The following is a 25,607-nucleotide window of genomic DNA, read 5'->3' as shown; positions in this document are numbered from 1 at the left end:
AACTTATATGAAAAAAAGAATTCTTCTTTAGATAATAAAACATAATTAAATAAGTATATTCCAAAAATTGATATAAGTAAATATAATGATATGCATCCACTATACTAGATATTATAGGAGTTTTTATGAATTCAAAGATTAGGGAAAGAAATTCAAATTTCGAGTTATTGAGAATTATTGCGATGTTTATGATTGTGCTTTTGCACAGTGTTTATTTTGGAGTGCAGTTTAAATTCCACGGGGGGGGGGGACGTTTAATGAATTCTTTTCAATTTTTATAGGTGCTTTTTGTGGAGGCGTGGGAAATTACCTTTTTGTTTTTATTTCTGCATGGTTTTTGTGTGAAGAATCATTTTCGTTAAAAAAACTTTTAAAAATTTGGAAGCAGGTTTTATTTTATTCGATAATAATAGGAGTTTTCTTTTTTATCAAAAAAATCCCAACTATAGGTTTTTATGATAGAGACTTATATGATTCTGTAGGCTTTTTTAATGCTGCAAAGCCTATTGGAAAAATAGACCTTATTCGTTCTTTTCTTCCTGTTCTAATGGGAAACAATTGGTTTGCAACTTGTTATATAGTTTTTTACCTTTTTATTCCGATTCTAAATGATTTGGCATCTGTGATTGAAAGAAAAAAACATTTTTATTTAATTGTGCTTATGGTAATATTGGGCACTGTTGTTTCTTTTGTTCCAGGGCAGGGAATGTTGCATCCAAGCAATCTTTACTATTTCATTACTGCTTATTTTATAGCAAGTTATATAAAAAAATATGATCCGGCAATATTCAGCAATCCTGTCAAAAATATTCTGATTGGATTTTTAATATGCGTTTTTTGTGGTTTATGGAACTGCGCATTGAATTATTTTTCGGAAAGTTATAAAGCTGTTGATTTTTTAAGGAAATGGCTTTTCCTTGGAAATATTAACAAATTTCCTATTCTTCTTGCTGCTGTATTTATTTTTTGCGGATTTGTAAAACTGAGACCGTTTTCTAATAGAATAATAAACCTTATAGCGTCAACAACTTTTGGTGTTTATCTTATACACGTTAATGGATTTTTGAAAATTTTTATTTGGCATAAAATTTTGCTATGTGATTCTTTTGCGGATTCCGCTGCATATCCATTGTATTTATTGGCTTCTAGCTTGGTTGTCTTTATTTGTTGTTCTCTAATAGATTTATTTATAAGACAGCCGTTAAATATCTTTGCTGGCTATGTTAGAAACTGCTTATCAAGACGCTTTTGTCGTGCAGAATGAAAGACTGTATATATGATTCATTCTTCATAAAAATATATATTTTTTTGCACAGCTTTCCTTGTTATAACATTCTGAAAGCTGTACTTCTGTCTCAGAGCGTTTATTTTTTAAATTTTTCTATTTTACATTTGTGTTTTTTAGTCTTTTCATTGTAATTTATTCCAACAAAAAGCAAATTTCCTGAATATTGCTCAAGAGATGAAAAATATTTTTTTTCTTTTATCTGGTTCAGGGCAGTATGCTCGTCTTTATCATGCTTTAATTCAACAATAATCGCAGGCATATTTTGTGCGAGCGGAATAAATGTGACATCTGCAAAACCTTTTCCGGATGTCATTTCTTTTACAATTGTATATTTGTTCAGGGCATAGATATATGAAATGTAAATGGCGCATTGAAGCGCATCTTCGTTATTGTAGCTTCTGTTTGATGTTACATGAATGTGGCTTTCATCTAGGGCTTTTTCAACTATTTCTTCTTCGCCGTCCAGCGTTGCCTGCAGCAGTTCCCTTGAATGTTTTATTATTTTGTCAGTTGCCTTGTATTCATCGCAGTCTCCAATAGCCCTTTGCCATTCATCCCTTATTTCGCCATTTGGAATCCTGCATTTTTTCTCGTCTTTGTCATAGGAAAGATAACCAAGATGGATTAGATATGTCATTACATCATCGGCATTTTTGAAATCTGTCATTGTGTTAAGATAAGAGCCGGCATCCACCTCCACGCTTTCGCCGCCCAGCATTCTGATTACAGCATCTTTTGTTCCGTCAAAATTTTGTCTAAGCCTATCTGAAATCACCTGGTAGCTTGAAGTTTTTGACCAGTAGTTGCCGAATTCCTTTGTTTCCAAAGTCAGGACAACTGATTCCGGATTATAGACTTCATATTTGATTGCTAAAACATTTCCGTTTTTATCAGTCACATTTCTTGAAAGCTTGTATCCGTCATACCATCTTCTGCACTCTGAAAAATCAATCTTGTGTTCTTTGCACAATGCCTCAACCTCGTCCGAATTAAAACCGACAAATTCTGACAAGTCAAATGCATTTAGCATTGTATATTCTCTGAAGTTATTAAGTTTTGATTGGACTTTATCGCGGACTACAGGCAAGATTCCTGTAAGATAGGCGAGCGCTATGGCAGGCTTCAAAGTGTCGCTCTTGAACAAACCATTCAAAAAGTCCAGATATTCTGTAAAAAGATTGTCAGAAACAGAACCATTTATCTGTTCGCGAACAAGGACATCATATTCATCAATAAGAATGATAAACTGTTCGCCTGTCTTGTCGAAAACTTTTTGTATGGTCTGTGCAACAGAAAGTCCACTACTGATTTTTATCGACGGGAACTGTTCCTGAAATTCTTCTATTATAAAATCCTGTAAAGTATTAAGGACATTGTTCTTTATCCGGCAATTTCTGAATTCACTGTTAAGGTCAATTTTTATAAAATTATATTTGTTCAGCTTTGAGTAAAAACTTTTGTCCCTGCTGATTTTTAATCCTGAAAAAAGTTCTTTGGAATCACAGCCTTTTGAATAGTATGAGGCAATAATATTCGATGCGACAGTCTTCCCAAACCGCCGTGGCCGCGAAACGCAGATATAATGATTGTCAGAGTCAATAAACTTATTTAATTCTCTTAAAATCATTGTCTTGTCAACAAAAATTGGACGTTTAAGAGTTTCTGTGAAATTCGCATTGTTTGGATTTAAGTATATGCCCATAGCTATATAAACAATAGCACATTTTTGTTGTTTATACTATCAAAACTGTTTACTTGAATCAAATAAAATTATATTGATTCAAGCCTTGCACATCGTGGTGCTGTCAGACATAGGAGCGGAAACTAAGTATGTACAGCTTACCGCAGTTTTCTTTTTTGTAACGTTCTTCGAGTTTTTGTGCGATTTTTATGAGTTTATTTTCTGACTCTGGATTTTCTATTATATTCAGTATGAGTTCTGCCAGTTCCTTTTCATCTGTCGCGTTTTCTACATAATTGCATAATCCTTGTGTTGCCTCAAAAAGGGATGTTTCTTTTGTTGAGATTACTGGAATTTTGCATATTGCGGCTTCTACAGGCGTGCGGCCGAATCCTTCAAATAAAGACGGAGTTACAAACAGCGCCGCATTTGCCAGTAGCCAGTTTCTCTCTTCGTCTTTTACACGGAACAGCAGCTTTACACGGCTTGAAATTTGGTTAGCCTGCATGTATTCTTGCATTCCATTCCAAATGCTATCTTCTCTGTATCCGCCGCAAAATACTAGATTTAGGTCTGTCTTGTCCTTTATCAGATTGAAGGCCTTTAATAAGGTCATTGGATTTTTCTTTTCAATATATGCATTCAAATCAAGAATATATTTTTTTTGTTCAAGCCCAGGAACTTTCTGCTGTCTTGAAACATCAAACACAATAGAGTTTGGAATTACAGGAATATCTTTTTTGCATCCTGTTGTGTTTATAATGTCGTTTTTTGTGTAATTGCTTATTGTTATAAGGGAAGTTGTTTTGTCATTTATGAACTCTGTGAATTTTGCTGCTTCCTTTTGTGTGCCGTGGTGAATTCTGTAAATATCATGTATAGTTGCGAATGTCTTCAGCTTTGTCCGCACAAAAGTCTCGTTCATAGCATAAGGAAACCATATTGCTTTTGCTCCGCTTTTTTCTGCAATTTTTCTGAAAGCGCCGCATTTTTTTATAAGTTTTGTTGCGGTCTTTTTGCCCCTTGTAAGTTTATAAAGAAGAGTTACCGGCCACCATTTTGCAGCAACAATTTTGTAAGCCGGGAATCGTTCTTTAAAAAAGTCTACATGGTTAAAATTTACAATAAGGCAGAAGTTGCCTGCCGCTCCAAGCTGGACAAAAGCGTCCAGCAAATCAGCCGTGAAGATTGAAGTGGAGTAGGTAAGTTTTCTGCTCTTTGCTTCTGAATGGGCAAAAAAAGTTGTGTCTATTGCAATCATGCGCATTCTCCTTTATGGGAGAACGCCTTAGACACAAAAATTACTCTACTTTTGTACCCCCCCCGTTGATTTTTACAACACTGCTTTTATCAGCTTGAGTTTTATATTCCTCAATTATTTTCTTGTAAATTGTATTTTCTTTTTGAAGGTCAGAGTCTTTCTTGAATTTATAAGTGAGCTTATGTATGTCGGACATTCGTTTTAGCTGTTCCATGCGTTCTTCTGAATATTCTGAAAAAAGCTCGCGTTGCATAATATGAGGCGGAACATCTGAAAAGAACAGAATTGAATTCCAATCTTCTTTATATTTTTCTGCAGCGAGTTTCATAAAGAAATAGAAAATAAAATAGTGGATTGTTGAATTATTGACTTTCCAATATTGAAAAAGTAAATCTCTTGTAAGAAGCAGAATCGGATTGTTCTTTTCTGCTGACATAAACCAATTTTGTGCAGCTGTTGCCGGGTCGTTTTTTTCATTTGTCTTAAATGCAAACAGAGGAATGTTAAAGGCATATTTTGGTGCTGCTGTACATAAAACTGTCGAGTCAATCCAAGTTCCGCCGTAATTTATCAAAAGCTCAAGCCTGAGCAAGTCCGAAAAATGCGTTCGCGAAATAATTCCTTTTTTATATTTTTCTTTTATAAAGTCAGGCATGGAAACATAATCCCACATATTTGATTCGGTGATTACATTTATTTTTTTATCCGGCATATTCCTGCGGACGCTTTCAAGGCAGGCTTTTACAATATCAGGAGCGTTTTCCTCTCCCTGAAACCAGCACCACCAGACTATATCCGAATATTCGTGCGAATTATTTTTCTTTATCTCATATTTCTTTAGAAAATTTGAATACTTATGCTTTAGGTACGTGTAAATAATCCAGTTCTTGTTTACCTTTTTTAGTTCTGGAGCTGTCTCCTTTAAAGTGCATTTAAACCATATAGAAAGAAATATATAGCGAATGTATGCTGCTAATTTATCAAAGAATTCTTTCTGCTTATTTTCTTTTAATAAATCTTTTGCCTTTGTTATTATACTCAGCATTTTTCATTCCTTGTTAGCATTTTAGCGGCAGACTTTCAATGTATAAGCTGTCTGTGCTTAGGTCTATTTTGTTATTCCAAAAGATATTGCTGTCAACAGAGCTGTCTTTGTCCCAGCAGACAGTTCCGTCAGAGTCCAAATATACCTGCTTGAATTTATTCCAGTCTAATAAAGTTTCAAAAACAGTGTTTTTCTTTATAAGAGGTTTTACATTGAAAATTCGCTTCTCTCCGTTATCGAATGTTAAAAGGAGTGTGAAATCATTATTTGGTTGAACATATGCAATTTTCCTTCTTCCTTTTATGAAGTACTCTGCCATTTTTTTTGAGACCCCTTTTTTTATATACCAATCAATAGTGTGTTCCATAATTGATTTTAAGAACTCAATTTAGTGGAGCGATAGGAAATAATTCTTGCCTTTGAGCTGCAAGTTCCCAATCTTCTTCTAATTCTGTTTGATGAAAAGCTGCCCAGCCAAGAACCATTTTTTCCTGCTTCGACGGAAGTTCTCCTTCAAGGATCTCAATATCATGTATAGATACTAAAATCTCTTTTCCGCCATATGTTGCATGAAAATGAGGCGGCATATGGTCATTCCAATTTATATATATTTTTATTCCACGGAAAAAACTTATCGTAGGCATTTTTTATCCTCCTATTTTATTTAAATTATACCATATATATAGCCAGCAGTCATCTTTTAATTCGCTTCTTGATAGTTTCTGTCAGCATCAAGGCCGTGTCTGTTCTCAATAAAAGTGTACATACGGCATATATCATAGCACCAAGTGTAACTCCTGCTGCAATCTGAATAAAGACATTTTTTATGAAATAAAGAATTGCTAGCACTGCAAGAGACATAAGAGTACAAGAGAATATAATTTTTAATAGGTTTTGTATAAGACCATTGCATTTTATGTACTTAATACTAAAAAGAATTTTATATATGGTTATAATTCCTTCCACTATAAAAGTAGAGAAGGCCGCTCCGAAAACTCCCCATATAGGAATAAGTGTGTAATTCAAGACTATATTTACAATGCAGCCAATTATTTGAGACTGCAAAGATACCTTTTCCAGTCTTTGAGGCAAAAGAATCATGTTGTCTGCAAAAGACGCCACCGCTATAAACACTATCACAGGCGACATTATAAGCATTGCCGGAAGTGCGGCTAAAAATTCTTCTCCGCTGAAAAGAAGTATAAGAGGTTTTGCCAGAAGCATTATTCCAATTGCGGACGGAAGTGAAAAGAATAGTGAAAAATTCAAAGCCTTTGAAACAATTTTCTGGTATTCGTCATTTTTGTTTTGTCCAAGATAATAAGAAGAGCGTGGCAGCAGTGTTGCAAGAATTGCTGTAATAAGACCGACCACAAGCCCTTTTATCTTGTTCGCGGCAGAATAATAACCTACCGCGCTGTCGCTTAACATAAATCCGAGCATTACAGAGTCAAGTGCTGTATGAATCTTTGAGGCAACTGACATTCCAAAAAAAGTAAATATCGGTTTTAAGTGCCTTTTGATTTCTATCGCTGTTTTTTCAAAAAAGTTTACAAACTTTCGTGCATAGAAGATATTGCAGATGTTTGAGCCTACGCTTGAGAACACTCCCATAAAAGCATAGGCGACATAGTCATCAGGAGTGCGTACAAAAACAAAAAGCAGCACAAGGCTTATAATTTGGAAGATTACAGAACGTATTGTTACATATTTGTATTCTTCTTGCACATTGAAAATCCAGTCTACGCCAATTGTGGTAAATAGAATTTTTGTTGAACAGACAATAAGAAGAACCCTGTATTCAGAAAATTTGCTGACGAATACAAGTGAAATGAAAAGGAGAATGTAAGAAAATGCAGTAGAGATAAGATTTATAGTAAGAATTTCGCGGAATATCTTGTTCAAGGCATGCCTGTCATCACGGACACGTACAGCCTCCCGTGCCGCATAAGAAAAAATTCCAAGGCTTGCGGCAAGCGTGAAGTATTCTATTACAGAATTTGCGAAATTCACTTTTCCTATTCCAGCTGGAAGAAGAATTCTTGATGCATATGGAAACGATATTAGCGGAAATGCAAGGTTCATAAGCGCTTTTATAAAACTGTAGACAGCATTCTTTTTTAGAGATTTTTGCACCATTTTACTATTATTATTTTACTCCATTTTCTTATACTTCTATCGATTCTGTCGTTTTATCGGATAAAACAGACTGTTTTTCCCAATAAAACACTTTGTTTTACCAAGAAAAACACTCTGTTTCTTTTGGTAAAACTCTTTGCTCTATTTTTAATAGCTCCAGTCATAGTCTTCTGTGAATCTTTCGTATTTGGCTTCTACTTCTATTCCGTGTTTTTGGAAGATTTTTGTGAATATCTGCTGGTCAGACGGGAAAAGAGGTTTTTCACTTCTGTAGAACTGATAGTATTTTGTTCTTCCGTATTTTAAAAGAAGCTCTTTTTTTATTTCCACGGCTTTTTTGCTAGGAATGTCATCAAGAATATTCTTTGTGCCCCAGGCAAGTTTTATTTTCTTGTCAGTTCTAAAGTAAGGACATTCTTCATTTTCGTCTGGAAAAAGAAGCGGATTCAAAACATAGATTCCAATGTCATTTTTTGTTAGCTGCCTGTAGCAAAGCTGCCTAAGGCAATGTCCAGACTTGTTGCAGGCTGAGTTTGAGCATAATTTATATTGTTCTGGCGGTGTAAGATTCATTGCTTTTATTATACAATAAAAACTGCGTTATAAGAAGCTATTTTTCCACAATCTTCCATTCAGCAAGATTCCGTTCCTTTGTGGAAAAACTCGCTCCGATTTTTATAATCCTCTTTCCGCTTGACTTGTACGGCTCGGCGTATTTTGCTTCTTCAATCTGCTGCAATGCCTCGTCCGCGCTTTTGTCCCTCTTGAACTCAAAGATAAACACATTGTTCCCGTTCTGGAGTACACAGTCCGCCCTGCCGAATGAGGATGTCTCTTCCACAGACGACCACTGGCCTAGCAACGTGAACACAAGGTAGAACACGTTCTGGAAGTTCTGCTCAATAACAGTGTCCCGCTTTTCCTTCCTTGCGGTTGTGTAGGGAAGAGTCGCAAAGAGAGACTTGAACCGGTTCATCACGCTTTCCGCGTCACCTTTCTTTATGTCGCGCGCGAACGAGACAACGTCAAGTCCTGTGGAGCGGTTGTTGTTCAAAATTGCCGGAGCAAGCGAGTTTATGAATGCGTATTTCACCTCGTTGTTCGGGTATTTTAAAAGGTACACACCGAATTCTTTGTCGTAGCCCTTTATTGTAAGGTAGCCGGTCTGGTAGAAGAGCGGAATCGGGTTCGGATTGTCGCTCCTGTAGTCCTGAAGCTCCTGCGCCGTGGCCTCAACTCCGTTTGAAAGGTCCATGTAGTTCATCGTGCTTTCCTGGAGCTTCTTTATTAGGAAAGTCGGTGTTCCGGTTGCAAACCAGTAGAGGGAAAATTCCTTTGAGTAAAGTGCGTTCAGAAGACTGAATGGATTGTACACGCCATCGGCCTCATGGTGAAAATGGTAGCCGTCATACATCTGCTCAAGCTGGTTCACGCATTCTTCTTTTGTGAGTCCGTTCTTTTCTGCGAACTCGTTTATCTCTGGTTCCAGATTTTCAAGCATTTCTTTTTCTGTAATTCCGCAGACTGTGGCGTACCGGCTTGTGATTGATATGTCGTTCAGCTGGTTCAGGTCGCTGAATATGCTCACCTTGCTGAACTTTGTTACGCCTGTAAGAAACACAAATTTAAGGTCTTCGTCTAAGGCTTTCAATGTTACGTAAAGTCCGCGAAGTGTCTCGCGGTTCTCATTCACAAGATCCTCGTTGCTCTGCGCGTCAAGAAGCGGCTTGTCGTACTCGTCAATAAGGACAGCAACTGGGAGACCTGTCTTTTTCCGTGCGGTCTGCACAATGTTTATGAATCGGCCTGCAAAATTTGTCGGGTCCAAAGAGTCTTTATAGTCAGATTGTATTTCATATTTTTTTTCATATTCTTCCAGCTGAAGATTTATAGTTTTTTCAAGAGAGCTTTCTTTTGAAAAACTGTTCTGTGCAAAATTCAGATAAATAACTGGGTAGGCTTTCCAGGCGTCCGGATTGCCTTTTTCAAGCTTTTCAATCCTAAGCCCTGCAAAAAGTTCTTTCTTCCCTTCAAAATATGCCTTAAGAGTTGAAAGAAAAAGGCTCTTCCCGAAACGGCGCGGCCGGCTTAGAAAGTAAATCTGCCCTGTGTGGACAAGGCTGTAGATAAATTCTGTCTTGTCGATGTAAATGTAATCGCCCTCGCGGAGCTTTTCAAAACTCTGTATGCCTATCGGTAGTTTTCTGATTTTCTGCATGGAACAATGATAGCATAGAAGTGGGGAAAAATAAACTGTCGATTTTGTTTACTCTGGAATGCGTCTAGTTTTTTTTGCAGCATCCAGTTTTTCTGAACAATAGCCTGGGCTTGTAGAATTGTGTTTATGTTTTCGCCCTAAAAGTAAATGATGAAAGATAAGAGTGTGATATATTTTAGTGTCTTAAAATAAACTGCCAGTAATATAAATGTGGAAAAAAATGCATGATTTTTTGCTTTAGAGAAATGGGGGTTAGTCTTTTTGCATATTCGCAGAATAAGTCAATTTTATGGAATTTCAAAGCTTTTCCGATTATCATAAAAGCGATTCTGTTGTTGTACTCATCCTGAGTCATTCCATTAAGACCATATTTTTCTATTATGTATTTTTCTATTCCTATAATATTTAATATGAAATCAATATGTTTTTCAAAAAGTATATTGTTAGACAATGAAGTTGACGTATGTCTATAAGCCGCTAGAATTTTTGGAATTACCTTGCATTTTGAATGATACGAAATGCTAAGCCAGGTCGGGTGATCAAAAGTTTTGAACCCTAAATCTATATAATCATTTATGTTGCAGTATTTAAAGAAAAGCTCTTTTCTAAATATGATAGCACAAGCACCTTCAAAGCCGCTAAGTCCAAGAAGTTTTGTATACCAAAAATCTGTCAATGCTTTTTCTTTGTTAAATCCTCCTTTTTTTATTTCATTTCCTTCATCATCAATTGTAATAATATCACTTGCGACAATTCCGTAATCTGGATTGCTCTCAAGAAAATCAATTTGTATTTGCAGCTTGTTTTTATCCAGCCAATAATCATCGCTTTCCAAAATTGCCAAGTATTTTCCTTTTGACTGCTCTATAAGTCGTTTATAGCTTTTCATCAATCCCTGGTTCTCTTTTTCTGTAAAAAACTTAATTTTGTCAAGATACTTTGTTGCATAATTTTGAGCGATAGCTAGTGTGCTGTCTGTTGAGCAATCGTCATGTATCAAAAGTTCATAAGGATAATTTGTTTTTTGTGCAAGAACGGACTCTATTGCCTGAGAAATATATTTTTCATGATTGTAAGTAGGCATAAGAATGGAAACTGTAATAGTATTGTTCATTATTTTTACCTTATTTTGTCAGAATTTATATATTCAAGAAAATCTTGTTTTGCTTTTTTGTAAATTTTTATATTTCTAAAACAATGAAGTGAATTTATGCAACTATCCCAATAGTATTCTTTTAACTCTTCTTTTAAGAATTTTTTATATTCTGGAAATCTATATATCTCTATATTGGAATAACTCCTTATATTTGAAATAATCTTTTCCAGTCCTATTGCCTCTGGTTCGAATAAAACTTTTATGGCTGCGATGTTCATATATAGCATTCCTTGATTTTTAATATTTTCCAAAATATATATGCAATATGGTCAAGACGTTTTTTTATAAAAAAAATGTATAATTTCACGAAAACAGACAAGTCTTTTGGAATGGAAATTGCTTGTTCGTTATTTCTTAATCTCCATTCTGAAAAATGCGGTCTTGAAGATTGGAAAGAATTATTCTTGTTGGGAAATATCAATAGTCCACATGTATGAAAAAATTCTTTTTCCAAATATAATTTTATATATTTGTGATTGTTAAAATTATTATTAAGAAGGTTTTGAACAACTAAAATATTTTCATATATACTCTTCTCTGTTCGGCTATGAACAAGAGATGAGGGGATGAAAACATAATGATAATATGCATCATTGCAAAAAAAGATATTTTCTGCAAACAAGAATGAATTTATGCATAGAAATAGATCTTCGGCAAATGTTATTGTCTTAAAAAAGTTCAAGTCAATCTTAGATAGTAGTTCTTTGCTGAAAACTTTATTCCAAACATAAGAAATTCTTTTATCTGAATCAGTAAAAAGTGTAGATATTTCTTTTACTTTTCTAGTAATTCTTTTATTTATAGAATTTCTTGTTTCAAAATAATCGAAAACGTATAAATCTGCTTTTTGTTTTTGAATATAATAAAGTATTTTTTCTATTGTATCTTTGTCAATTTCATCATCAGAATCTATGAAAGTTATATAATCCGTTTTTGCGTTTTCTATTCCGGTTGCTCTAGCAGCTCCTATGCCTTTGTTTGTTTTATGTTGGATTATTGAGAAACGTTTGTCATTTTCTATTTCTTTAAAAGCAATTTCTGCACTTTTATCTGTTGAACCATCGTCAACTAAGATGCATTCAAAATCAGGACAGGTTTGGTTTTTTAGTTGTAAAATAAAATTTTCTATATAATTTTCGACATTATAAAATGATATGCAGATTGTTAACAACATTTAATATAGATACTCCATTTTAGTAAATTTTTGTGGTTTGGAAATTATTTTATCCTTATTTTATGTTGAATGTACCAAATTATTGGAAAATAATGCATAAAAATATCTAGGCTCATAAAAAGAAAATTTGTTAAGTTTTTTATCTAGATTCTTGTGAATAATATAATTCTGAATTTTAGAGATTGAATCTTCAAAATCAATTTGATTTTTAAAGGAAGATGAGTTAGAAATTGATATAGGGATGATTCTATAATCTGCAAGTTTTTCATAATTATAAAGCGGCATAAAAATAGAACAAGTCATTGTCTGTATAAATCTCCGGTAAAATTTTAGTTTTATATGTTTTTATGATTTAAAAAAAAATTTATTCCAATAGATTTGTAATTTATATTATAAGCAAGTGAAACTTTTATACGTTTTTTTACTTGCCATATTTTTTTATGAACAGTTCCATTAAAAAATTTTATTATATTTAAAAATTTAATGTTTTGATTATTATGCACTATCCAAACATTAAAAAGTCTTTCGGCTAAATATCCCCAAATTCGAGATTGGGTTGCATTATAATTTGCTATATTTATTATGTTTTCGGCTTTATTTAAAACGCTGAAAATCCATTCACAGTATTTGCAAAAGTCGTTCCACCCTATGACAGTCATGTTATAGTGTGATAACTTGTTATTACAAGTTATCACACTTAAAAAATCGCTGTAATAATCAGAATAGTTATCATGTATTAGTTTTCCTATTGTCTTTATATCATCTGAAACATGGCATACCGAATAATCAACTTCCAATGAATAAGGATAGACTCTCGGCTTTGCCATCAGCGCATCATATTTTGAGAGAATTTTTTCAAGTTTTGATTTATCAAGTTCATACTTTTTCACTTCGTTTTCAGGAAGAACTACTGCATCATCAAAACAATTCTTCTTGTCAAAACTGAAATATCTTCTGTAATGGTTCAGACCGATATATTCAAGATTCGGATAGATTTTCTTTATGTTTTTCCATGCCCAGTAAAGAGCCGTAAGCTCGCAGTAGCTTTTGTTCTTTGCGCTGATGTTGTCGCAAGGCTCGCCGTTCACCTGGTCATCACGCTGCATTCCCAAATCAACATCGCTGATTGCCGCTCCCACTTGAATAGGCAGAAACAGTCCGTCCGGATTCGGAGGAAGTTCGCACGGCTTATGGCAGCATATCAGGATTTTACAGTTGTCTTTGTTTAATGTTACTTTACCTTTCATTTTCTTCCTCCCAGTCTTTCATGCACTTTTCAATAACATCGTCCATGTCGTAGTATTTGTATTCCGCCAGGCGGCCGCCGAAAATCACTTTGTCTTGGGCTTCTGCAAGCTCCCTGTATTTTTTGTAGACTTCCGCGTTTTTCGCATCGTTCACCGGGTAGAAGGGTTCGACTCCATCGTACCATTCGGTTGAGTATTCCTTTGAGATTACCGTCTTGCTCTGCTGGTAGAACGGATTTTCCGGCTCAAAATGCTTGTGCTCTATGATTCTTGTGAACGGCTCGTCGTGGCTTGTGTAGTTCACAACCGCGTTTCCCTGGAAATTCTGAACATTAAGTGTTTCTGTCTCAAAGCGAACTGTGCGGTACTCAAGTTTTCCGAACTTATATCCAAAGAACTCGTCGATTTTTCCTGTGAAAACGATTTTTTCCGCAATGCCGTTCCATTTCTCACGGTCTGTAAAATAGTCAACGTTCGTTTTCGTCTCGATTCCGGCAAGAAGTCCGTCAACAACTCTGTTGTAGCCGCCGATTGGGATTCCCTGATATGCGTCGTTGAAATAGTTGTTGTCAAAGGTGAACCGTACCGGAAGCCGCTTTATGATGAAAGCCGGAAGCTCTGTGCAAGGTCTGCCCCACTGCTTTTCGGTGTATTCCTTCACAAGAGTCTCGTAAATGTCGCGCCCCACAAGGCTGATTGCCTGCTCCTCAAGGTTTTTAGGCTCGGCGATTCCGCTTTCCTTTTTCTGCTGCTCGATTTTTGCCATCGCCGCATCAGGTGTTGTTACGCCCCACATCTGGTAGAAAGTGTTCATGTTGAACGGCAGGTTGAAAAGTTTTCCACGGAAGTTTGCGACAGGCGAGTTTGTGTAGCGGTTGAAAGGAACAAAGCTGTTCACAAAATCCCAGACTTTTTTGTTTGAGGTGTGGAAGATATGCGCGCCATATTTGTGGACATGGATTCCCTCAATATCCTCGCAGAAAATGTTTCCGCCAAGCTGCGGACGTTTGTCTATGACAAGGCACTTTTTTCCGACTTTAGCAGCAAGATAGGCAAAAGTCGCCCCGTATAAGCCTGAGCCTACGATTAAGTAATCATATTTCTTCATCTATGAAATTTTCCTTTTAACTTTATTATTGTATCAAATAGTAAATAATTTCTCTCTAGTAACAATAGAATAAAATATAAAACAATTCCAGAAATTACTGAAACAGAAAAACTGACGTATAAATTTGTGATTTTGTGACTGAAATAGTATACAGGAATCGCCATAACAAATGAATTTAACAAATATTTTATAAATAGTTTGAAGATTCTAGATATCTTTAAATATTTTCTTACTAGTATTATTTGAACAGCGGTAACAGAAAACTCTGCAATCAATGTGCCTATTGCAGCACCTAGTTCATTGAATTTATAAATTAATAAAATACTCGTGAACAAGTTTACAAATGCTCCTGTTATGACTGAGTAAAGAGTCCATTTTTCCTTGTTTAATGGCATAAAAATCTGTATACCTATGAAATTGCTTAATCCTATAATTATAATAATTGGATTTAAGACTTGCATTGTAGGTAATGTTTGTAAGTATTGTTCTCCGCTTAAAATCAGTATTACAGCTTTTGATACTAAAGTCAGACCAATACTACAAGGTATTGAAATAAGAAATAGAACTTCTATTCCTTTGTAAGCTAGGTCTGAAAAGTCTTTTGCCTTATTTTTCCCTATCAGATAAGCTAACCTTGGTAACATTACTGCTCCAATTGAAGTTACAATGTTTAATACAATGTGATTTAATTTTGAGGCTGCACTATAATAACCTACAGCTTTATCTCCGGATATAAAGCCTAATAAAGTTGTGTCTAAGACAGTGTAGATTCTTGTAGCTACTGACATGGCAAATAAAGTAAAAATTGGTTTTAAATGTTTTTTTAATTCAAGTTTATACTTTGTTTTCCATGAAATATATTTTCTAGAATGAATAAAGTTTAAAACATTTGAACCTACACTAGCCAAAACATTTATAGTGCCATAAATAATATAATCGTCTGGCTTGTGAACAAAAATAAAAAGAGAAACTATGCTAAGAATTTGAAAAAAAATAGAACGCAATGTTATATAAACATATTCTTCAAGAGCTGTATATAACCAACTTAATCCTAATGTTGTGAATAAAATTGTTGAACTACAAATACATAAAAGAATTTTATAATCATGGAATTTTGGGACAATACAAAGGCTTATAAAAAACAGAAAATAAGCAACAAGAGTAGAGATAGAATTAATAGTAAATATTTCTTTTGAAAATTTGCTTAATTCTTCTTTTGAGTCTCTTACTTTTGCGGCTTCTTTTATCGCATATGTAAAAATTCCTAAAGATGCTATTATAGTAAAATAAGAAATTATTGAATTTGCGAAATTTACTTTTCCTATTCCTGCAGGTCCAACTATCCTAGAGGAATAGGGAAAAGTTATTAAAGGAAATACCAATCCCATACAACTTTTTATAACATTTAAGAAAGCATTGAGTTTAAGAGATTTTTTCAATTTTATACCTAACTGTTACAAATTATATTTTACCCTCACAGCTATATTAAAATTATACCTATGCTCTGAATGATGATCACTTTTTGACTTATTCAAATAATTTCTGTCATCCTCAAAAACGAGAGATGAAGTAAAAAAAGTTTTCGAAGTTATAAAATAATTAAAGCTAGTTCCAAAATCAAGTTTGCAACGTATATTTGCTTCTGCATTAAAAATTCCTTTTTTTATATTTTCAGAATCATTTTTTGAATCAATATACATTGTATAGTCTAGATCAGGATTATTTCGTCTGCCAAATAGAGTTACAGAACCTTTTGGAAAGAAAAATTCAAATCCTAGATACTGACTGTTGCCTCCAGTTCCGATTCCTGCTCCCAGCCATTGACCTTTATTTGTATATCCCTGTAAAATTTCGCTATGGGAATAGAATGTTGAGTACCAATTAATGAGCCTGTCATAATCTGCAGAGCATTCAAGATAGGTTAGTTCAAGAAGAATTTTTAATCCATATTTACTTTTTAATTTAATGGCTTTTTGGATGCCGAAAGTCCAACCTTGAGTGTGAAATGGATATCGAATTATGTAATCTATATTTGGGCTAAAATCATTTCTTGCCCATTCAAGGTATATATCAATTCCTGCTGTTGGTAACAGATAATCAAAAATAAATGAAAATCGTTGATCGGCAGCATCAGAGTCGCCATTCATTTGTGGAGCATATATTCTAAAAAGGCTGTAACTGTCAATGTTGTTCCACTTGCTCAACATTGTTCTGTTTAAGCCTATGGAAAGACCTTGGAAGATTCCTGGTAAAGCGTAAGCGGCTGAAATGCCAGCAATTAAATTGCTATCATTTGAGCTGTCATTATCAAAATAATCTGATTCAGAAAGTTTTCCCCACCAACCACGTCCTTCAAGCTCTCCTAAATACCATCCAAGATACGGCATATAAACTGGTGTTTTTCTAAGTCCAATATCAAATTTAGGATAAGTAGCTGCATTATTAGAGTGTATAATTGGGTTTAATTGAGCTGGTCCTAGCCAAATTGCCTGTGTTCCAAAACCCGCTGTAAGCTTTTTCCATGAATAACGGATTTCTGTATCGCCCCAATCAAAAGTCCAAAATGAAGAATCTCCAAATCTTTGAGGAGCATCGATTGAAGTAACTCCATAATAACCATATTTTGCGGCCTTGCCTGAATAAATGGTTTGATTTCCGCTAGCATCTGTTTTGGGATAGTTTGGTGTTATATAATCAAATTCCCTGTTCTGGCTCCAGCTTACCTGAGGCTTGAATGTCAGCTCCAGTCCGTAGGCTTCAATCCTTGCGCCGGCTGTAAGGCTTGTGTTGTAGCCTTTTCCTTGCCAGAGCGCGCCGTCGTTCTGACCGTAAGGGGCTTTTGTGTTGTATGAATTGAACCATTCCGGGCCGTAGAGCTTGAGTTTTACGCTTCTGTCAATTCCTGCTGTGAACCAGCTTGTTTCTGTGCTGTCTGATTCGTACAATGTGCGTTTTGTTCCAAGATTGTTGTCTTTCCAGATGTGGTTTTCGTCTGTAATCTGCCATTCGCTGTCGCTTAGCGTGCGGTAGTTGAGCGTAGGGCGTTCTGCCTGTCCTGTAAGGCTTAGAAAGTCGTAGTATTCTTCTTCTGTTGATTTTAGGGCTTCCTGCGCGAAAACTGCTGAAAAAATGGAAATTGCAATTGGCATTATAAAGTTGATTTTTTTCATGCGTAGATTATAGCTTTTTTGGAGTGATAGAATCAACTGTAAATTTTCTTACAAACTTAAAAAATTGAAGTTTTTCTATTGACATAATTTATTCAGCTTGATATAGTATTATCACGCTTTGCAAAAAGCAATGCGGGGATGGTGGAATTGGTAGACACGCCAGCTTGAGGTGCTGGTGGCGCAAGCTGTGCCTGTTCAAGTCAGGTTCTCCGCACTTAAGGACTGCTAGATTGCAGTCCTTTTTTTTTTATGTTTGGAAATTGTTGTTTGCAATAAAAAAACTAGACAATTTTAATAAAAGTTTATAATATATTTATGTTGATTAGCAATTTCAATAAATACGGAGGATTTTATGTTTAAGCCAAGATTTTCAAACATTCTTGTTCTTCGTGGAAAATCAGGAAAGAAAGTTTTTAATTTTATAAAAAAAGCAAGGCCAGCAACAGCTCCTATTATGACCTCCTTAGAAAAAGAAAATTTTGAGAGAGAGTTTTCAAAGTTTCTTTCTTCTTATAAAAAATGAAAGAATTAGTTTTAAATACTGATAAATTTCTCTTAGAGTCTATTCAAGAAAAGAAAAATGTAAATCTTTTAAATAGGTTTAGAGCATCGCATGAACAAATAAAAATTACAAAGCATTTCAAAAAGTTAGCAAAGAAAGAAGAGGCTGAAGGTTCTGCTAGAACTTTTGTTGTGAAAGTAAATAGTGGTAATGAAGATTCAAATTTTCTTGTAATGGCATTTACTATAAAATTAAATCCAATTCCTTATGTCTCTGAAAGTGGAAGAAAAGAACATAGCGATTTTATATCAGCTTTGCAAATAACTTATCTAGCAACTAATGAAACCATAGTCAATATGATAAAAAATTCTGTTAACTTAACAACTTCTATAGGAACTTATATTTATTCTACAGTTATAGAGCCTCTTTTGTATCATATTGCTAATCTTATAGGAAATACTGATATTGTGTATTTGTATGCAGTAAATTCCATTGTAAAAAAGATATATGAAAATTGGGGATTTACGGAATTAAAAAGAACTGATGATTTGAATTTGGTAAATAAGAAAATCCGCAAGCAGGAAGAAAATGACTGTATATTTATGTTTAAAAAACTTGATCCAAAAATGTTGAATCCTGACTTTAATAGTTAACCTGAATCAGACTTTTTAAGAATTATTAACTGTCTTTTTTATCTTCATAAATTCTTTTAAGCAAAAGTTCTGTTAGGATTTTGTCTGTGATAAAAACTGCCAAGAGCGCGATTATTGCGATGAATGTTATTATTGCAAAAAAGAATCTTTCGTTGGTTTCGTTTTCCCGCCAGTTGAATTTTCCGGAAACTATGACTTGGTAGTTTTTTTCGCCGATTTTTATTTTTGTGCCGTATATGCTTGCGCCTTCAGAATTTATGCTTCCTTTTCCGCCTAGCTCGTAAAGAAATTCTTTTAGTTTTTGAGTTTCTGGAGTCTGGCTTTCGACTGAGCGCGTTGTTTTTCCGTCTTCAGAAATTGCTTCAAGAAAAATTCCGTGGGTGTCCGCATAGTCGAGCATGGAAAGAAAACTTTCGCTGTCAGTTTTTCCGTTTTTTATGTAGGATTTCATCTGGTGAATCATCATTACGTAAGCAAGCTTGAGTCTTCCACGGATTCGTCCATATATTGCCTGAAAAAAATGTTCCAGAATAAAAGTCCTGCCAAAATTGTTGCGGCTGTTCCTGCTAAAAAAGGAATTACAATCATAAGAATATTGGAAATGAAAATGCGCTTTTTTATTGTCATGGCTGATATTTAAATTTTCTTTTTTAACGCACGATTAAAAATCTGTTAGTTTTCTGTTAAAACGCAAAATTAAAAAACTTCTTGCTATTTTTTTTGCCGGGTTTTACAATTTCAGCATGAATGCAAAAAAACTTTCGCTCCTTATAAATGCTGCTTCTGGAAAATGCGAGGCGGAGCTTGTAATAAAAAATTGCCGTGTTGTAAATCCGATAACGCGGAATGTAAAAAATGCTGACATTGCGGTGGAGCAGGGCTTGATTGCGGGCGTTGGCTCGTACCGTGGAAAAGCTGAAATTGATGCGCACGGGCTTTTTGCGGTTGCGGGGCTGATTGACGCTCATGTTCATATTGAATCTTCAATGTGCACGCCGGAATCTTTTGCTCAGCTTGTAGTTCCAAAAGGCACAACGACTGTAATTGCCGACCCTCACGAAATTGCAAATGTCAGTGGCTCTGAAGGAATTCACTTTATGATTAATTCTGCTCGCCGGGTTCCGCTAAAAGTTCATTTTATGATTCCGTCTTGCGTTCCTGCCACCGATTTTGAAGATTCCGGGTCTGTTCTTGATTCAGAGGCAGTTGAGGAGCTTTTAAAAGAGCCTGAAATTTTGGGGCTTGGAGAATTGATGAATGCGCCCGGAGTTTCTTCCTACGATTCTGAAGTCCTTGAAAAAATTTGCGCGGCAAAAAATGCTCAGAAAATCGTAGACGGACACGCGCCCGGCTTGAGCGGTTTTGCATTGAATGCGTATTCCGCGGCAGGAATAAAAACCGACCATGAATGCAGTTCTCCTCAGGAAGTTTTGGAGCGGCTTGAAAACGGAATGTATGTTCTTTTGCGCCAAGGTTCAGCTGCCCAAAATCTAGCGGAAATTCTTCCTTCCGTAACAAAAGAAAATTCCAGAAGATGCGCGATGTGCACAGACGACAAGCATCCTCAGGATATAATTGAATTCGGGCATATAAACGCAAACCTCAAGCTCGCTGTAAAAAACGGACTTGACTGCTTTACGGCGATTGCAATGGCGACAATAAATGCTGCGGAATGCTACGGCTTGAATGATGTCGGGCTGATTGCGCCGGGATATTCCGCGGACATTGTGCTTTTTAATAATCTTGAGGATTTTAAAGCTGAAAAAGTTTTTATAGGCGGAAAGCTCGCTGCGGAAAACGGAAAGGCTGTTTTTGAAATCCGAAATAGGGTAGACAAGGCTGTAACTCATTCAGTTCATATCAAGCCGTTTATAATAGAAGATTTAGCAATAAAATTGAATTGCGAAAATGCAAAAGTCATAAGTTTAAAAAATCATGAGCTTGTAACAAAGTGCGAAATTCGGAAAGTGAATTTGACAAACGGAATTTTTGAGTGCAAAAAAAATCCGCAGATTCAAAAACTTATTGTAATGGAGCGGCACAAAAAAACTGGCAAAATCGGAAAAGGTCTTATAGAAAACTACGGAATTCACGGCGGAGCGATTGCCACAACAATTTCCCACGATTCCCACAATATTATTGCCGCAGGCGACAACGACAACGATATTTTTGTTGCGATAAATGAACTTAACAAAATGGGCGGCGGAATTATTCTTGTAAAAAACGGAACTGTAATTGGCTCTTTGTCTCTTCCGATTGCGGGCTTGATGTCCGACAAGAATTTTGTGGAAGTGAGCCAGACTTTGAAAAATCTTTTGGAACTTGCCTGGAACGAGCTTGGAATCAGCCGTGAAGTTGAGCCTTTTATGACGCTTTCATTTTTGAGCCTGCCTGTAATTCCTGAAATAAAGCTTACTCCGCGCGGACTTTTCGATGTCAATAAATTTGAATTCACTTCGATTGAAGCCGACTGAAAATTTTTGTCATTTGTATTTTTCTAAATTTTTGATTATATTATAGCTTATGAAAAAACAACCAAACGAAAAAGAAATTCTAGGGCTTCCAGCTGAAACTCAGCTTCCTTTAAAACTTAATATTCTTCCTATTGGCGGCCGTCCGATTTTTCCGGGAATTTTTACGCCGCTTATGATAAATAATTCCGAGGACATAAAAGTTATTGAAAATTCTTTGGCAGGCGACGGTTTCATTGGAATCGTCATGCTGAAAGAAGATAAGGAAAATCCGACTGTTGTTGATCTTCATAAAGTTGGAACTGTTGCCCGCATTATAAAAAAAATAAATTTGCCGGACGGCGGCGTGAATGTTTTTGTTTCGACTTTGCAGCGTTTTAAAATCCGCAAGGTCTTGAACAATTCAAATCCTATTGCCGCGGCTGTTGAATATCTTGAGGATGAAGAGGACAACACTTTTGAAGTGAAGGCTCTTACGCGTGCTCTTATAAGCGAAATGAAGGAAATCAGCGAAAACAATCCGATGTTCAGCGAGGAAATGCGTCTTAACATGGTGAACATTGATCATCCCGGAAAAATCGCGGACTTCATTGTTTCGATTTTGAATATTGACAAGGAAGAGCAGCAGAAAGTTCTTGAAATGACAAATGTCCACAAAAGAATGGAGCAAGTTCTTGTCTTTATAAAAAAAGAGCAGGAAATTTTCCGTGTTCAGAAAAAAATTCAGACTGAACTGAATGAAAAAGTTGAAAAAAATCAGCGTGAATATTTTTTGCGCGAGGAAATGAAAAGCATTCAGGAAGAGCTTGGAATCGCAGGAGATTCAAAGACAAGCGACTATCAGAAGTTCAAGTCAAAGATAGAATCGTTTAATTTTAAAGGCGAAGTTAAGGAAGCGTTGGACAGCGAGCTTGAAAAATTTCATTTGCTTGATCCGCACGACCCGGACTACAATATGAGCCGCAATTATCTTGAAACGGTTTGTTCTCTTCCGTGGAATGACGAGCCGCTTGAAAACTATAATATTGAAAAAGCTTCCAAGATTCTTGAAAATGACCATTACGGTCTTGAAGATGTAAAAAAACGCATCATTGAATATCTTGCGGTTCGTATGCTCAAAAATGACGGAAAAGGTTCTGTGCTGATTTTGGTCGGACCTCCGGGAGTTGGAAAAACTAGCGTTGGACGTTCGATTGCAAATGCGATGAACAAAAAATTTTTTAGATTCAGCGTGGGCGGCGAGCATGACGAGTCCAAGATAAAAGGATTCAGGCGGACTTACATTGGTTCTATGCCGGGGCAAATTATCGAAGGCTTGAAAATTACAAAATCAAAAGCTCCTGTTTTTATGATTGATGAAGTTGACAAGATGAATGCAAGCGCGCAGGGAGATCCTTCAGCCGCATTGCTTGAAGTTCTTGACCCTGAGCAGAATTCAACTTTCCGCGACAACTATTTGAATTTGCCGTTCGATTTGAGCAAAGTTTTTTTCATTCTTACTGCGAACACTTTGGACACAATTCCTCGGCCTTTGCTTGACCGCGCTGAAATAATTGAACTTTCCGGCTACATAGATCAGGAAAAAATTGAAATTGCCCGGAAATATTTGCTTCCGAAAAATCTTGTTAAAAACGGATTTAAAAAGAATCAGGTAAAGTATTCAAAACAGGCTTTGGCTTTGATTGCAACTGAATATGCGAGGGAAGCCGGAGTCCGAAATTTTGAAAAGTGCATTGACAAGATAAACAGAAAACTTGCCGCCGCGGAAGTAAGCCAGCTTGAAAAAAATGGAGCGTCTGATTCTGCAAAGATTGGCGAGGCAGTTGCAAAGAAAATTTTCAGCATCGATATTCCAGAAGTTAGAAAATATCTTGGCAAGGCTGTTTTTGATGAAAGCCAGATAAAAACTGCTTCTGTTCCAGGAACTGCGATTGGTCTTGCTTGGACGAGCATGGGCGGCGACACTTTGCTTTTGGAATCGATTGCGATTAAGTCTTCTAAAGGCGGACTTCAGCTTACAGGACAAATGGGCGATGTTATGAAGGAAAGTGCGCAGATTGCCATGAACTGGAGCCGTTTGTTTGCAATAGAAAATAAAATCAAGGACAGCAAGTGGTTTGAGGAAAACACAATTCATCTGCATATTCCTGAAGGCGCAACACCCAAGGACGGACCTAGCGCGGGAATTACGATGGCGGTAACTTTCACTTCGCTTTTAAAGGGAAAGAAAATAAAGCCGAATCTTGCAATGACAGGGGAGCTTAGCCTTACAGGTCAGGTGCTTCCGATTGGCGGACTTAGGGAAAAAACCGTCGCCGCAAAACGCAACAAAATAAAAACGATTATAATTCCAAAGGCGAATGTCCGCGACCTTGATGAAATTCCAGAGCACGTAAAAAGCGGAATAAAATTTATTCCAGTTTCCCATGTTCAGGAAGTGATTGACATTGTCTTTTAGCGTATGAAATTTGCCTTTGCTTTTTTTGCCAGATTTTTTGTTCTCGTTTCTGCTTCGTTTGCTTTTCCGTTTAATTCGAAACTTTCGGAGCAGGAACTTGATTCAGCTTTAAATGGTGAAATTCTTATCCGGAACATCAGCTCATACAAAAATATTTGCCTTGACGTGGAAAATGCGGAAATAAATTCCTGTCTTGATGAACTTAGAAAATTGAATCCGCATTATTTTGTGGAAGTTCTTCAGATTCGAAAAGCAAATGACGGCGATGACGTTATAAAAAAACTTTCTGAGCTTCTTTCAAATGTTGAGTCTTATACAGAAATTCCTTATTATTCGGAACGCCACAAGACGACAACTCCGCTTTATTCTTACTGCAAAATTCTTTCTGATTCGCAGGCTGACGTAATTCACAGTTTTACTGTTGATATGACAATGCCGCCTTTTGAAGTTTACACTGCGGAAATTTCTATAAAAACGGATTATGAAAATTTTCTGCTTTATAAATCGAAAAACTTAAATGACATGGCTTGTATTTCCTTTGTTCGTGTAAAAGAAAATAATCTTAGGTCTGTTGTTGCCGCCTTTAAATATGACGGATATTGGATTATCTATGGAATCGGAGCGGCAAAAGCACCCAAAATAAAATTCTTGACGCATAGAATTGAAGTTGCCTTTATTTCGCGAGTAAAAGCATTTTGTTCTTTTGCAACATCTTTTTTAGATTGAAGCAATATGAGTATAAGAAAAGCCGTTTGGAAAACTCCAAACGGCTTTTGTGTTTTTTTTACACTTGAAAGTGCTTTCAGATTATTTCTTGAAAGCTTCAGCAACTGCAACGGCGCAAGCTACTGTACAAGTTTTCATCCGTCGTTTCCTCCGGATGAAACTCGAGTTTTTATTTGCTCGCAATGCTCGCATTTTTGCTATGCAAAAAACATAAAAACTCGCACGGCTGCTTCAGTTACTATTGCTGAATTGCTTTCAGTTTATTTCTTGAAAGCTTCAGCAACTGCAACAGCACAAGCAACAGTGCAGCCTACCATCGGGTTGTTTCCCATTCCCATGAAGCCCATCATCTCAACGTGTGCAGGAACAGAAGAAGAACCTGCGAACTGTGCATCAGAGTGCATGCGGCCCAATGTGTCTGTAAATCCGTAAGAAGCCGGACCTGCAGCCATGTTGTCAGGGTGAAGTGTGCGTCCTGTTCCGCCGCCTGAAGCTACAGAGAAGTAGTTCTTTCCGGCAAGGAGGCGCTCCTTCTTGTAAGTTCCTGCGACAGGATGCTGGAATCTTGTCGGGTTTGTGGAGTTTCCTGTGATTGAGACATCGACATTCTCGTGCCACATGATTGCGACTCCCTCGCGCACATCGTCAGCGCCGTAGCATTTTACGATGAGGCGGTCAGGATTGTTTCCGTAAGGAACTTCCTTTACGACTGTAAGAGCCTTGTCAGTTCCGTTTCCGTTGAAGTAGTCGAATTTTGTCTGAACGTATGTAAACCCGTTGATGCGGCTGATAATCTGCGCTGCGTCCTTTCCAAGACCGTTCAGGATTACACGGAGCTTGTTCTTGCGGACTTTGTTTGCGTTCGCAGCGATTTTGATTGCACCTTCAGCTGCGGCGAAAGACTCGTGTCCTGCAAGGAATGCGAAGCACTGTGTCTCCTCGGAAAGAAGACGTGCGCCAAGGTTTCCGTGTCCGAGACCTACTTTGCGGTCATCGGCTACTGAGCCTGGAAGACAGAACGCCTGGAGTCCCTCTCCGATTGCTGCGGCTGCCTCGCTTCCTGTCATGCTTCCGGCTTTCTCACCCTTTTTGAGAGCGATTGCAGAGCCGAGAACATAAGCCCATTTTGCATCTTCAAAACAGATCTGCTGTGTTGACTGGCAGATTTCATAAGGATCAAAGCCCTTTGACTTGCACAGATCGCGTGCAGCCTGAAGTCCTGCTTCTCCTTCCGCGAATCCATATTCCTTGAGAGTCTTGTTTACCTGAGGAATGCGACCTTCAAAATCTTCAAATAATGTTGCCATTGT

At 36.5% G+C, this 25,607-nt stretch carries 24 protein-coding genes and 1 tRNA gene; 7 read left to right on the top strand and 18 right to left on the bottom strand.

All coding sequences use genetic code 11. The annotated features are described in order from the left end of the window. Nucleotides 1-232: 232 nt before the first annotated feature. Nucleotides 233-1,264: an acyltransferase family protein gene (locus Q0H92_RS06025; protein WP_296013218.1), complete on the top strand. Its 1,032-nt coding sequence runs from the start codon at nt 233-235 to the stop codon at nt 1,262-1,264. Nucleotides 1,265-1,364: 100 nt separating this feature from the next. Here Q0H92_RS06025 and Q0H92_RS06020 read toward each other — a convergent pair whose 3' ends face one another. The 15 genes from Q0H92_RS06020 to Q0H92_RS05950 all read right to left on the bottom strand — a co-directional run bounded on the left by Q0H92_RS06020 (nt 1,365) and on the right by Q0H92_RS05950 (nt 17,487). Further along, nucleotides 1,365-2,990: an AAA family ATPase gene (locus Q0H92_RS06020; RefSeq protein ID WP_296012934.1), complete on the bottom strand. Its 1,626-nt coding sequence runs from the start codon at nt 2,988-2,990 to the stop codon at nt 1,365-1,367. A 103-nt stretch (nt 2,991-3,093) separates the two neighbouring features. Continuing rightward, nucleotides 3,094-4,230 (bottom strand): glycosyltransferase, encoded by a 1,137-nt coding sequence (locus Q0H92_RS06015; protein ID WP_296012931.1) that lies wholly within the window; start codon nt 4,228-4,230, stop codon nt 3,094-3,096. A 40-nt stretch (nt 4,231-4,270) separates the two neighbouring features. Continuing rightward, the gene (locus tag Q0H92_RS06010; protein ID WP_296012929.1) at nt 4,271-5,275 is read right to left on the bottom strand and encodes a capsular polysaccharide synthesis protein; all 1,005 of its coding nucleotides are present in this window, start codon (nt 5,273-5,275) and stop codon (nt 4,271-4,273) included. Nucleotides 5,276-5,288: 13 nt separating this feature from the next. After that, a complete protein-coding gene (locus Q0H92_RS06005; protein WP_296012927.1) occupies nt 5,289-5,642 on the bottom strand; it encodes a DUF2442 domain-containing protein in 354 nt (117 codons plus the stop codon). A 16-nt stretch (nt 5,643-5,658) separates the two neighbouring features. Continuing rightward, nucleotides 5,659-5,919: a DUF4160 domain-containing protein gene (locus Q0H92_RS06000; RefSeq protein ID WP_296012925.1), complete on the bottom strand. Its 261-nt coding sequence runs from the start codon at nt 5,917-5,919 to the stop codon at nt 5,659-5,661. A 49-nt stretch (nt 5,920-5,968) separates the two neighbouring features. Beyond that, on the bottom strand, nt 5,969-7,414 hold the full coding sequence (locus Q0H92_RS05995) for a flippase (protein ID WP_296012923.1): 1,446 nt from the start codon (nt 7,412-7,414) through the stop codon (nt 5,969-5,971). Nucleotides 7,415-7,561: 147 nt separating this feature from the next. After that, nucleotides 7,562-7,987: a DUF6078 family protein gene (locus Q0H92_RS05990; RefSeq protein ID WP_296012920.1), complete on the bottom strand. Its 426-nt coding sequence runs from the start codon at nt 7,985-7,987 to the stop codon at nt 7,562-7,564. A gap of 37 nt (nt 7,988-8,024) precedes the next feature. After that, on the bottom strand, nt 8,025-9,632 hold the full coding sequence (locus Q0H92_RS05985; protein WP_296012919.1) for an ATP-binding protein: 1,608 nt from the start codon (nt 9,630-9,632) through the stop codon (nt 8,025-8,027). Between the two features lie 175 nt (nt 9,633-9,807). After that, entirely contained in the window at nt 9,808-10,746 is a 939-nt protein-coding gene (locus Q0H92_RS05980; protein ID WP_296012917.1) for a glycosyltransferase, read from the bottom strand. A gap of 5 nt (nt 10,747-10,751) precedes the next feature. Next, nucleotides 10,752-11,006 carry a hypothetical protein gene (locus Q0H92_RS05975; protein ID WP_296012915.1) on the bottom strand — a complete coding sequence of 85 codons (255 nt, stop codon included), beginning with the start codon at nt 11,004-11,006 and terminating at the stop codon, nt 10,752-10,754. Further along, a complete protein-coding gene (locus tag Q0H92_RS05970) occupies nt 11,003-11,962 on the bottom strand; it encodes a glycosyltransferase family 2 protein (RefSeq protein ID WP_296012913.1) in 960 nt (319 codons plus the stop codon). Before Q0H92_RS05970 ends, Q0H92_RS05975 begins: the two co-directional genes overlap by 4 nt. A 335-nt stretch (nt 11,963-12,297) precedes the next feature. After that, nucleotides 12,298-13,209, bottom strand: coding sequence for a DUF4422 domain-containing protein (locus tag Q0H92_RS05965; protein ID WP_296012911.1), 912 nt, complete (start codon nt 13,207-13,209; stop codon nt 12,298-12,300). Continuing rightward, nucleotides 13,199-14,317: a UDP-galactopyranose mutase gene (glf, locus tag Q0H92_RS05960; protein WP_296012909.1), complete on the bottom strand. Its 1,119-nt coding sequence runs from the start codon at nt 14,315-14,317 to the stop codon at nt 13,199-13,201. Before glf ends, Q0H92_RS05965 begins: the two co-directional genes overlap by 11 nt. Further along, nucleotides 14,314-15,705, bottom strand: a complete 1,392-nt coding sequence (locus tag Q0H92_RS05955; protein WP_295799864.1) for a flippase — start codon at nt 15,703-15,705, stop codon at nt 14,314-14,316. Before Q0H92_RS05955 ends, glf begins: the two co-directional genes overlap by 4 nt. Before the next feature lie 66 nt (nt 15,706-15,771). Continuing rightward, nucleotides 15,772-17,487: a capsule assembly Wzi family protein gene (locus Q0H92_RS05950; RefSeq protein WP_296012907.1), complete on the bottom strand. Its 1,716-nt coding sequence runs from the start codon at nt 17,485-17,487 to the stop codon at nt 15,772-15,774. Nucleotides 17,488-17,619: 132 nt separating this feature from the next. Here Q0H92_RS05950 and Q0H92_RS05945 point away from each other — a divergent pair. The 3 genes from Q0H92_RS05945 to Q0H92_RS05935 all read left to right on the top strand — a co-directional run bounded on the left by Q0H92_RS05945 (nt 17,620) and on the right by Q0H92_RS05935 (nt 18,642). Continuing rightward, nucleotides 17,620-17,701, top strand: a tRNA-Leu gene (locus tag Q0H92_RS05945). Nucleotides 17,702-17,839: 138 nt separating this feature from the next. Next, entirely contained in the window at nt 17,840-18,010 is a 171-nt protein-coding gene (locus Q0H92_RS05940; RefSeq protein WP_296012905.1) for a hypothetical protein, read from the top strand. Continuing rightward, a complete protein-coding gene (locus Q0H92_RS05935) occupies nt 18,007-18,642 on the top strand; it encodes a hypothetical protein (RefSeq protein ID WP_296012903.1) in 636 nt (211 codons plus the stop codon). Before Q0H92_RS05940 ends, Q0H92_RS05935 begins: the two co-directional genes overlap by 4 nt. Before the next feature lie 25 nt (nt 18,643-18,667). Here the strand turns inward: Q0H92_RS05935 and Q0H92_RS05930 are convergent, their stop codons facing one another. Both Q0H92_RS05930 and Q0H92_RS05925 read right to left on the bottom strand, forming a co-directional pair. Continuing rightward, nucleotides 18,668-19,093 carry a hypothetical protein gene (locus Q0H92_RS05930; RefSeq protein ID WP_296012901.1) on the bottom strand — a complete coding sequence of 142 codons (426 nt, stop codon included), beginning with the start codon at nt 19,091-19,093 and terminating at the stop codon, nt 18,668-18,670. A 14-nt stretch (nt 19,094-19,107) separates the two neighbouring features. Continuing rightward, on the bottom strand, nt 19,108-19,269 hold the full coding sequence (locus tag Q0H92_RS05925; RefSeq protein ID WP_296012899.1) for a hypothetical protein: 162 nt from the start codon (nt 19,267-19,269) through the stop codon (nt 19,108-19,110). A gap of 116 nt (nt 19,270-19,385) precedes the next feature. Here Q0H92_RS05925 and ade point away from each other — a divergent pair, with 116 nt between their 5' ends. The 3 genes from ade to Q0H92_RS05910 are packed head-to-tail and all read left to right on the top strand — an operon-like array spanning nt 19,386 to nt 24,297. Beyond that, on the top strand, nt 19,386-21,116 hold the full coding sequence (gene ade, locus Q0H92_RS05920) for an adenine deaminase (protein WP_296012897.1): 1,731 nt from the start codon (nt 19,386-19,388) through the stop codon (nt 21,114-21,116). A gap of 49 nt (nt 21,117-21,165) precedes the next feature. Continuing rightward, on the top strand, nt 21,166-23,571 hold the full coding sequence (gene lon, locus Q0H92_RS05915; protein ID WP_296012895.1) for an endopeptidase La: 2,406 nt from the start codon (nt 21,166-21,168) through the stop codon (nt 23,569-23,571). A gap of 3 nt (nt 23,572-23,574) precedes the next feature. After that, nucleotides 23,575-24,297 carry a DUF6675 family protein gene (locus Q0H92_RS05910; protein ID WP_296012893.1) on the top strand — a complete coding sequence of 241 codons (723 nt, stop codon included), beginning with the start codon at nt 23,575-23,577 and terminating at the stop codon, nt 24,295-24,297. A gap of 260 nt (nt 24,298-24,557) precedes the next feature. Here Q0H92_RS05910 and Q0H92_RS05905 read toward each other — a convergent pair whose 3' ends face one another. Continuing rightward, nucleotides 24,558-25,604, bottom strand: a complete 1,047-nt coding sequence (locus Q0H92_RS05905; protein ID WP_296012891.1) for a GGGtGRT protein — start codon at nt 25,602-25,604, stop codon at nt 24,558-24,560. Nucleotides 25,605-25,607: the final 3 nt, after the last annotated feature.

Origin of the sequence: uncultured Treponema sp., assembly GCF_934725225.1 — a bacterium.
Taxonomy (GTDB): Bacteria; Spirochaetota; Spirochaetia; order Treponematales; family Treponemataceae; genus Treponema_D.
Note: the sequence above shows the minus strand (reverse complement) of the source record. Positions and strands in the feature narration are given on the sequence as shown.

Excerpts from the sequence above, each read along its gene's own strand:
- Q0H92_RS06020 (WP_296012934.1), bottom strand. The coding sequence starts at position 2,990 with ATGGGCATATACTTAAATCCAAACAATGCGAATTTCACAGAAACTCTT.
- Q0H92_RS06015 (WP_296012931.1), bottom strand. The coding sequence starts at position 4,230 with ATGATTGCAATAGACACAACTTTTTTTGCCCATTCAGAAGCAAAGAGC.
- Q0H92_RS06010 (WP_296012929.1), bottom strand. The coding sequence starts at position 5,275 with ATGCTGAGTATAATAACAAAGGCAAAAGATTTATTAAAAGAAAATAAG.
- Q0H92_RS06005 (WP_296012927.1), bottom strand. The coding sequence starts at position 5,642 with ATGGAACACACTATTGATTGGTATATAAAAAAAGGGGTCTCAAAAAAA.
- Q0H92_RS06000 (WP_296012925.1), bottom strand. The coding sequence starts at position 5,919 with ATGCCTACGATAAGTTTTTTCCGTGGAATAAAAATATATATAAATTGG.
- Q0H92_RS05995 (WP_296012923.1), bottom strand. The coding sequence starts at position 7,414 with ATGGTGCAAAAATCTCTAAAAAAGAATGCTGTCTACAGTTTTATAAAA.
- Q0H92_RS05990 (WP_296012920.1), bottom strand. The coding sequence starts at position 7,987 with ATGAATCTTACACCGCCAGAACAATATAAATTATGCTCAAACTCAGCC.
- Q0H92_RS05985 (WP_296012919.1), bottom strand. The coding sequence starts at position 9,632 with ATGCAGAAAATCAGAAAACTACCGATAGGCATACAGAGTTTTGAAAAG.
- Q0H92_RS05980 (WP_296012917.1), bottom strand. The coding sequence starts at position 10,746 with ATGAACAATACTATTACAGTTTCCATTCTTATGCCTACTTACAATCAT.
- Q0H92_RS05975 (WP_296012915.1), bottom strand. The coding sequence starts at position 11,006 with ATGAACATCGCAGCCATAAAAGTTTTATTCGAACCAGAGGCAATAGGA.
- Q0H92_RS05970 (WP_296012913.1), bottom strand. The coding sequence starts at position 11,962 with ATGTTGTTAACAATCTGCATATCATTTTATAATGTCGAAAATTATATA.
- Q0H92_RS05965 (WP_296012911.1), bottom strand. The coding sequence starts at position 13,209 with ATGAAAGGTAAAGTAACATTAAACAAAGACAACTGTAAAATCCTGATA.
- glf (WP_296012909.1), bottom strand. The coding sequence starts at position 14,317 with ATGAAGAAATATGATTACTTAATCGTAGGCTCAGGCTTATACGGGGCG.
- Q0H92_RS05955 (WP_295799864.1), bottom strand. The coding sequence starts at position 15,705 with ATGGGATTGGTATTTCCTTTAATAACTTTTCCCTATTCCTCTAGGATA.
- Q0H92_RS05950 (WP_296012907.1), bottom strand. The coding sequence starts at position 17,487 with ATGAAAAAAATCAACTTTATAATGCCAATTGCAATTTCCATTTTTTCA.
- Q0H92_RS05940 (WP_296012905.1), top strand. The coding sequence starts at position 17,840 with ATGTTTAAGCCAAGATTTTCAAACATTCTTGTTCTTCGTGGAAAATCA.
- Q0H92_RS05935 (WP_296012903.1), top strand. The coding sequence starts at position 18,007 with ATGAAAGAATTAGTTTTAAATACTGATAAATTTCTCTTAGAGTCTATT.
- Q0H92_RS05930 (WP_296012901.1), bottom strand. The coding sequence starts at position 19,093 with ATGAAATCCTACATAAAAAACGGAAAAACTGACAGCGAAAGTTTTCTT.
- Q0H92_RS05925 (WP_296012899.1), bottom strand. The coding sequence starts at position 19,269 with ATGACAATAAAAAAGCGCATTTTCATTTCCAATATTCTTATGATTGTA.
- ade (WP_296012897.1), top strand. The coding sequence starts at position 19,386 with ATGAATGCAAAAAAACTTTCGCTCCTTATAAATGCTGCTTCTGGAAAA.
- lon (WP_296012895.1), top strand. The coding sequence starts at position 21,166 with ATGAAAAAACAACCAAACGAAAAAGAAATTCTAGGGCTTCCAGCTGAA.
- Q0H92_RS05910 (WP_296012893.1), top strand. The coding sequence starts at position 23,575 with ATGAAATTTGCCTTTGCTTTTTTTGCCAGATTTTTTGTTCTCGTTTCT.
- Q0H92_RS05905 (WP_296012891.1), bottom strand. The coding sequence starts at position 25,604 with ATGGCAACATTATTTGAAGATTTTGAAGGTCGCATTCCTCAGGTAAAC.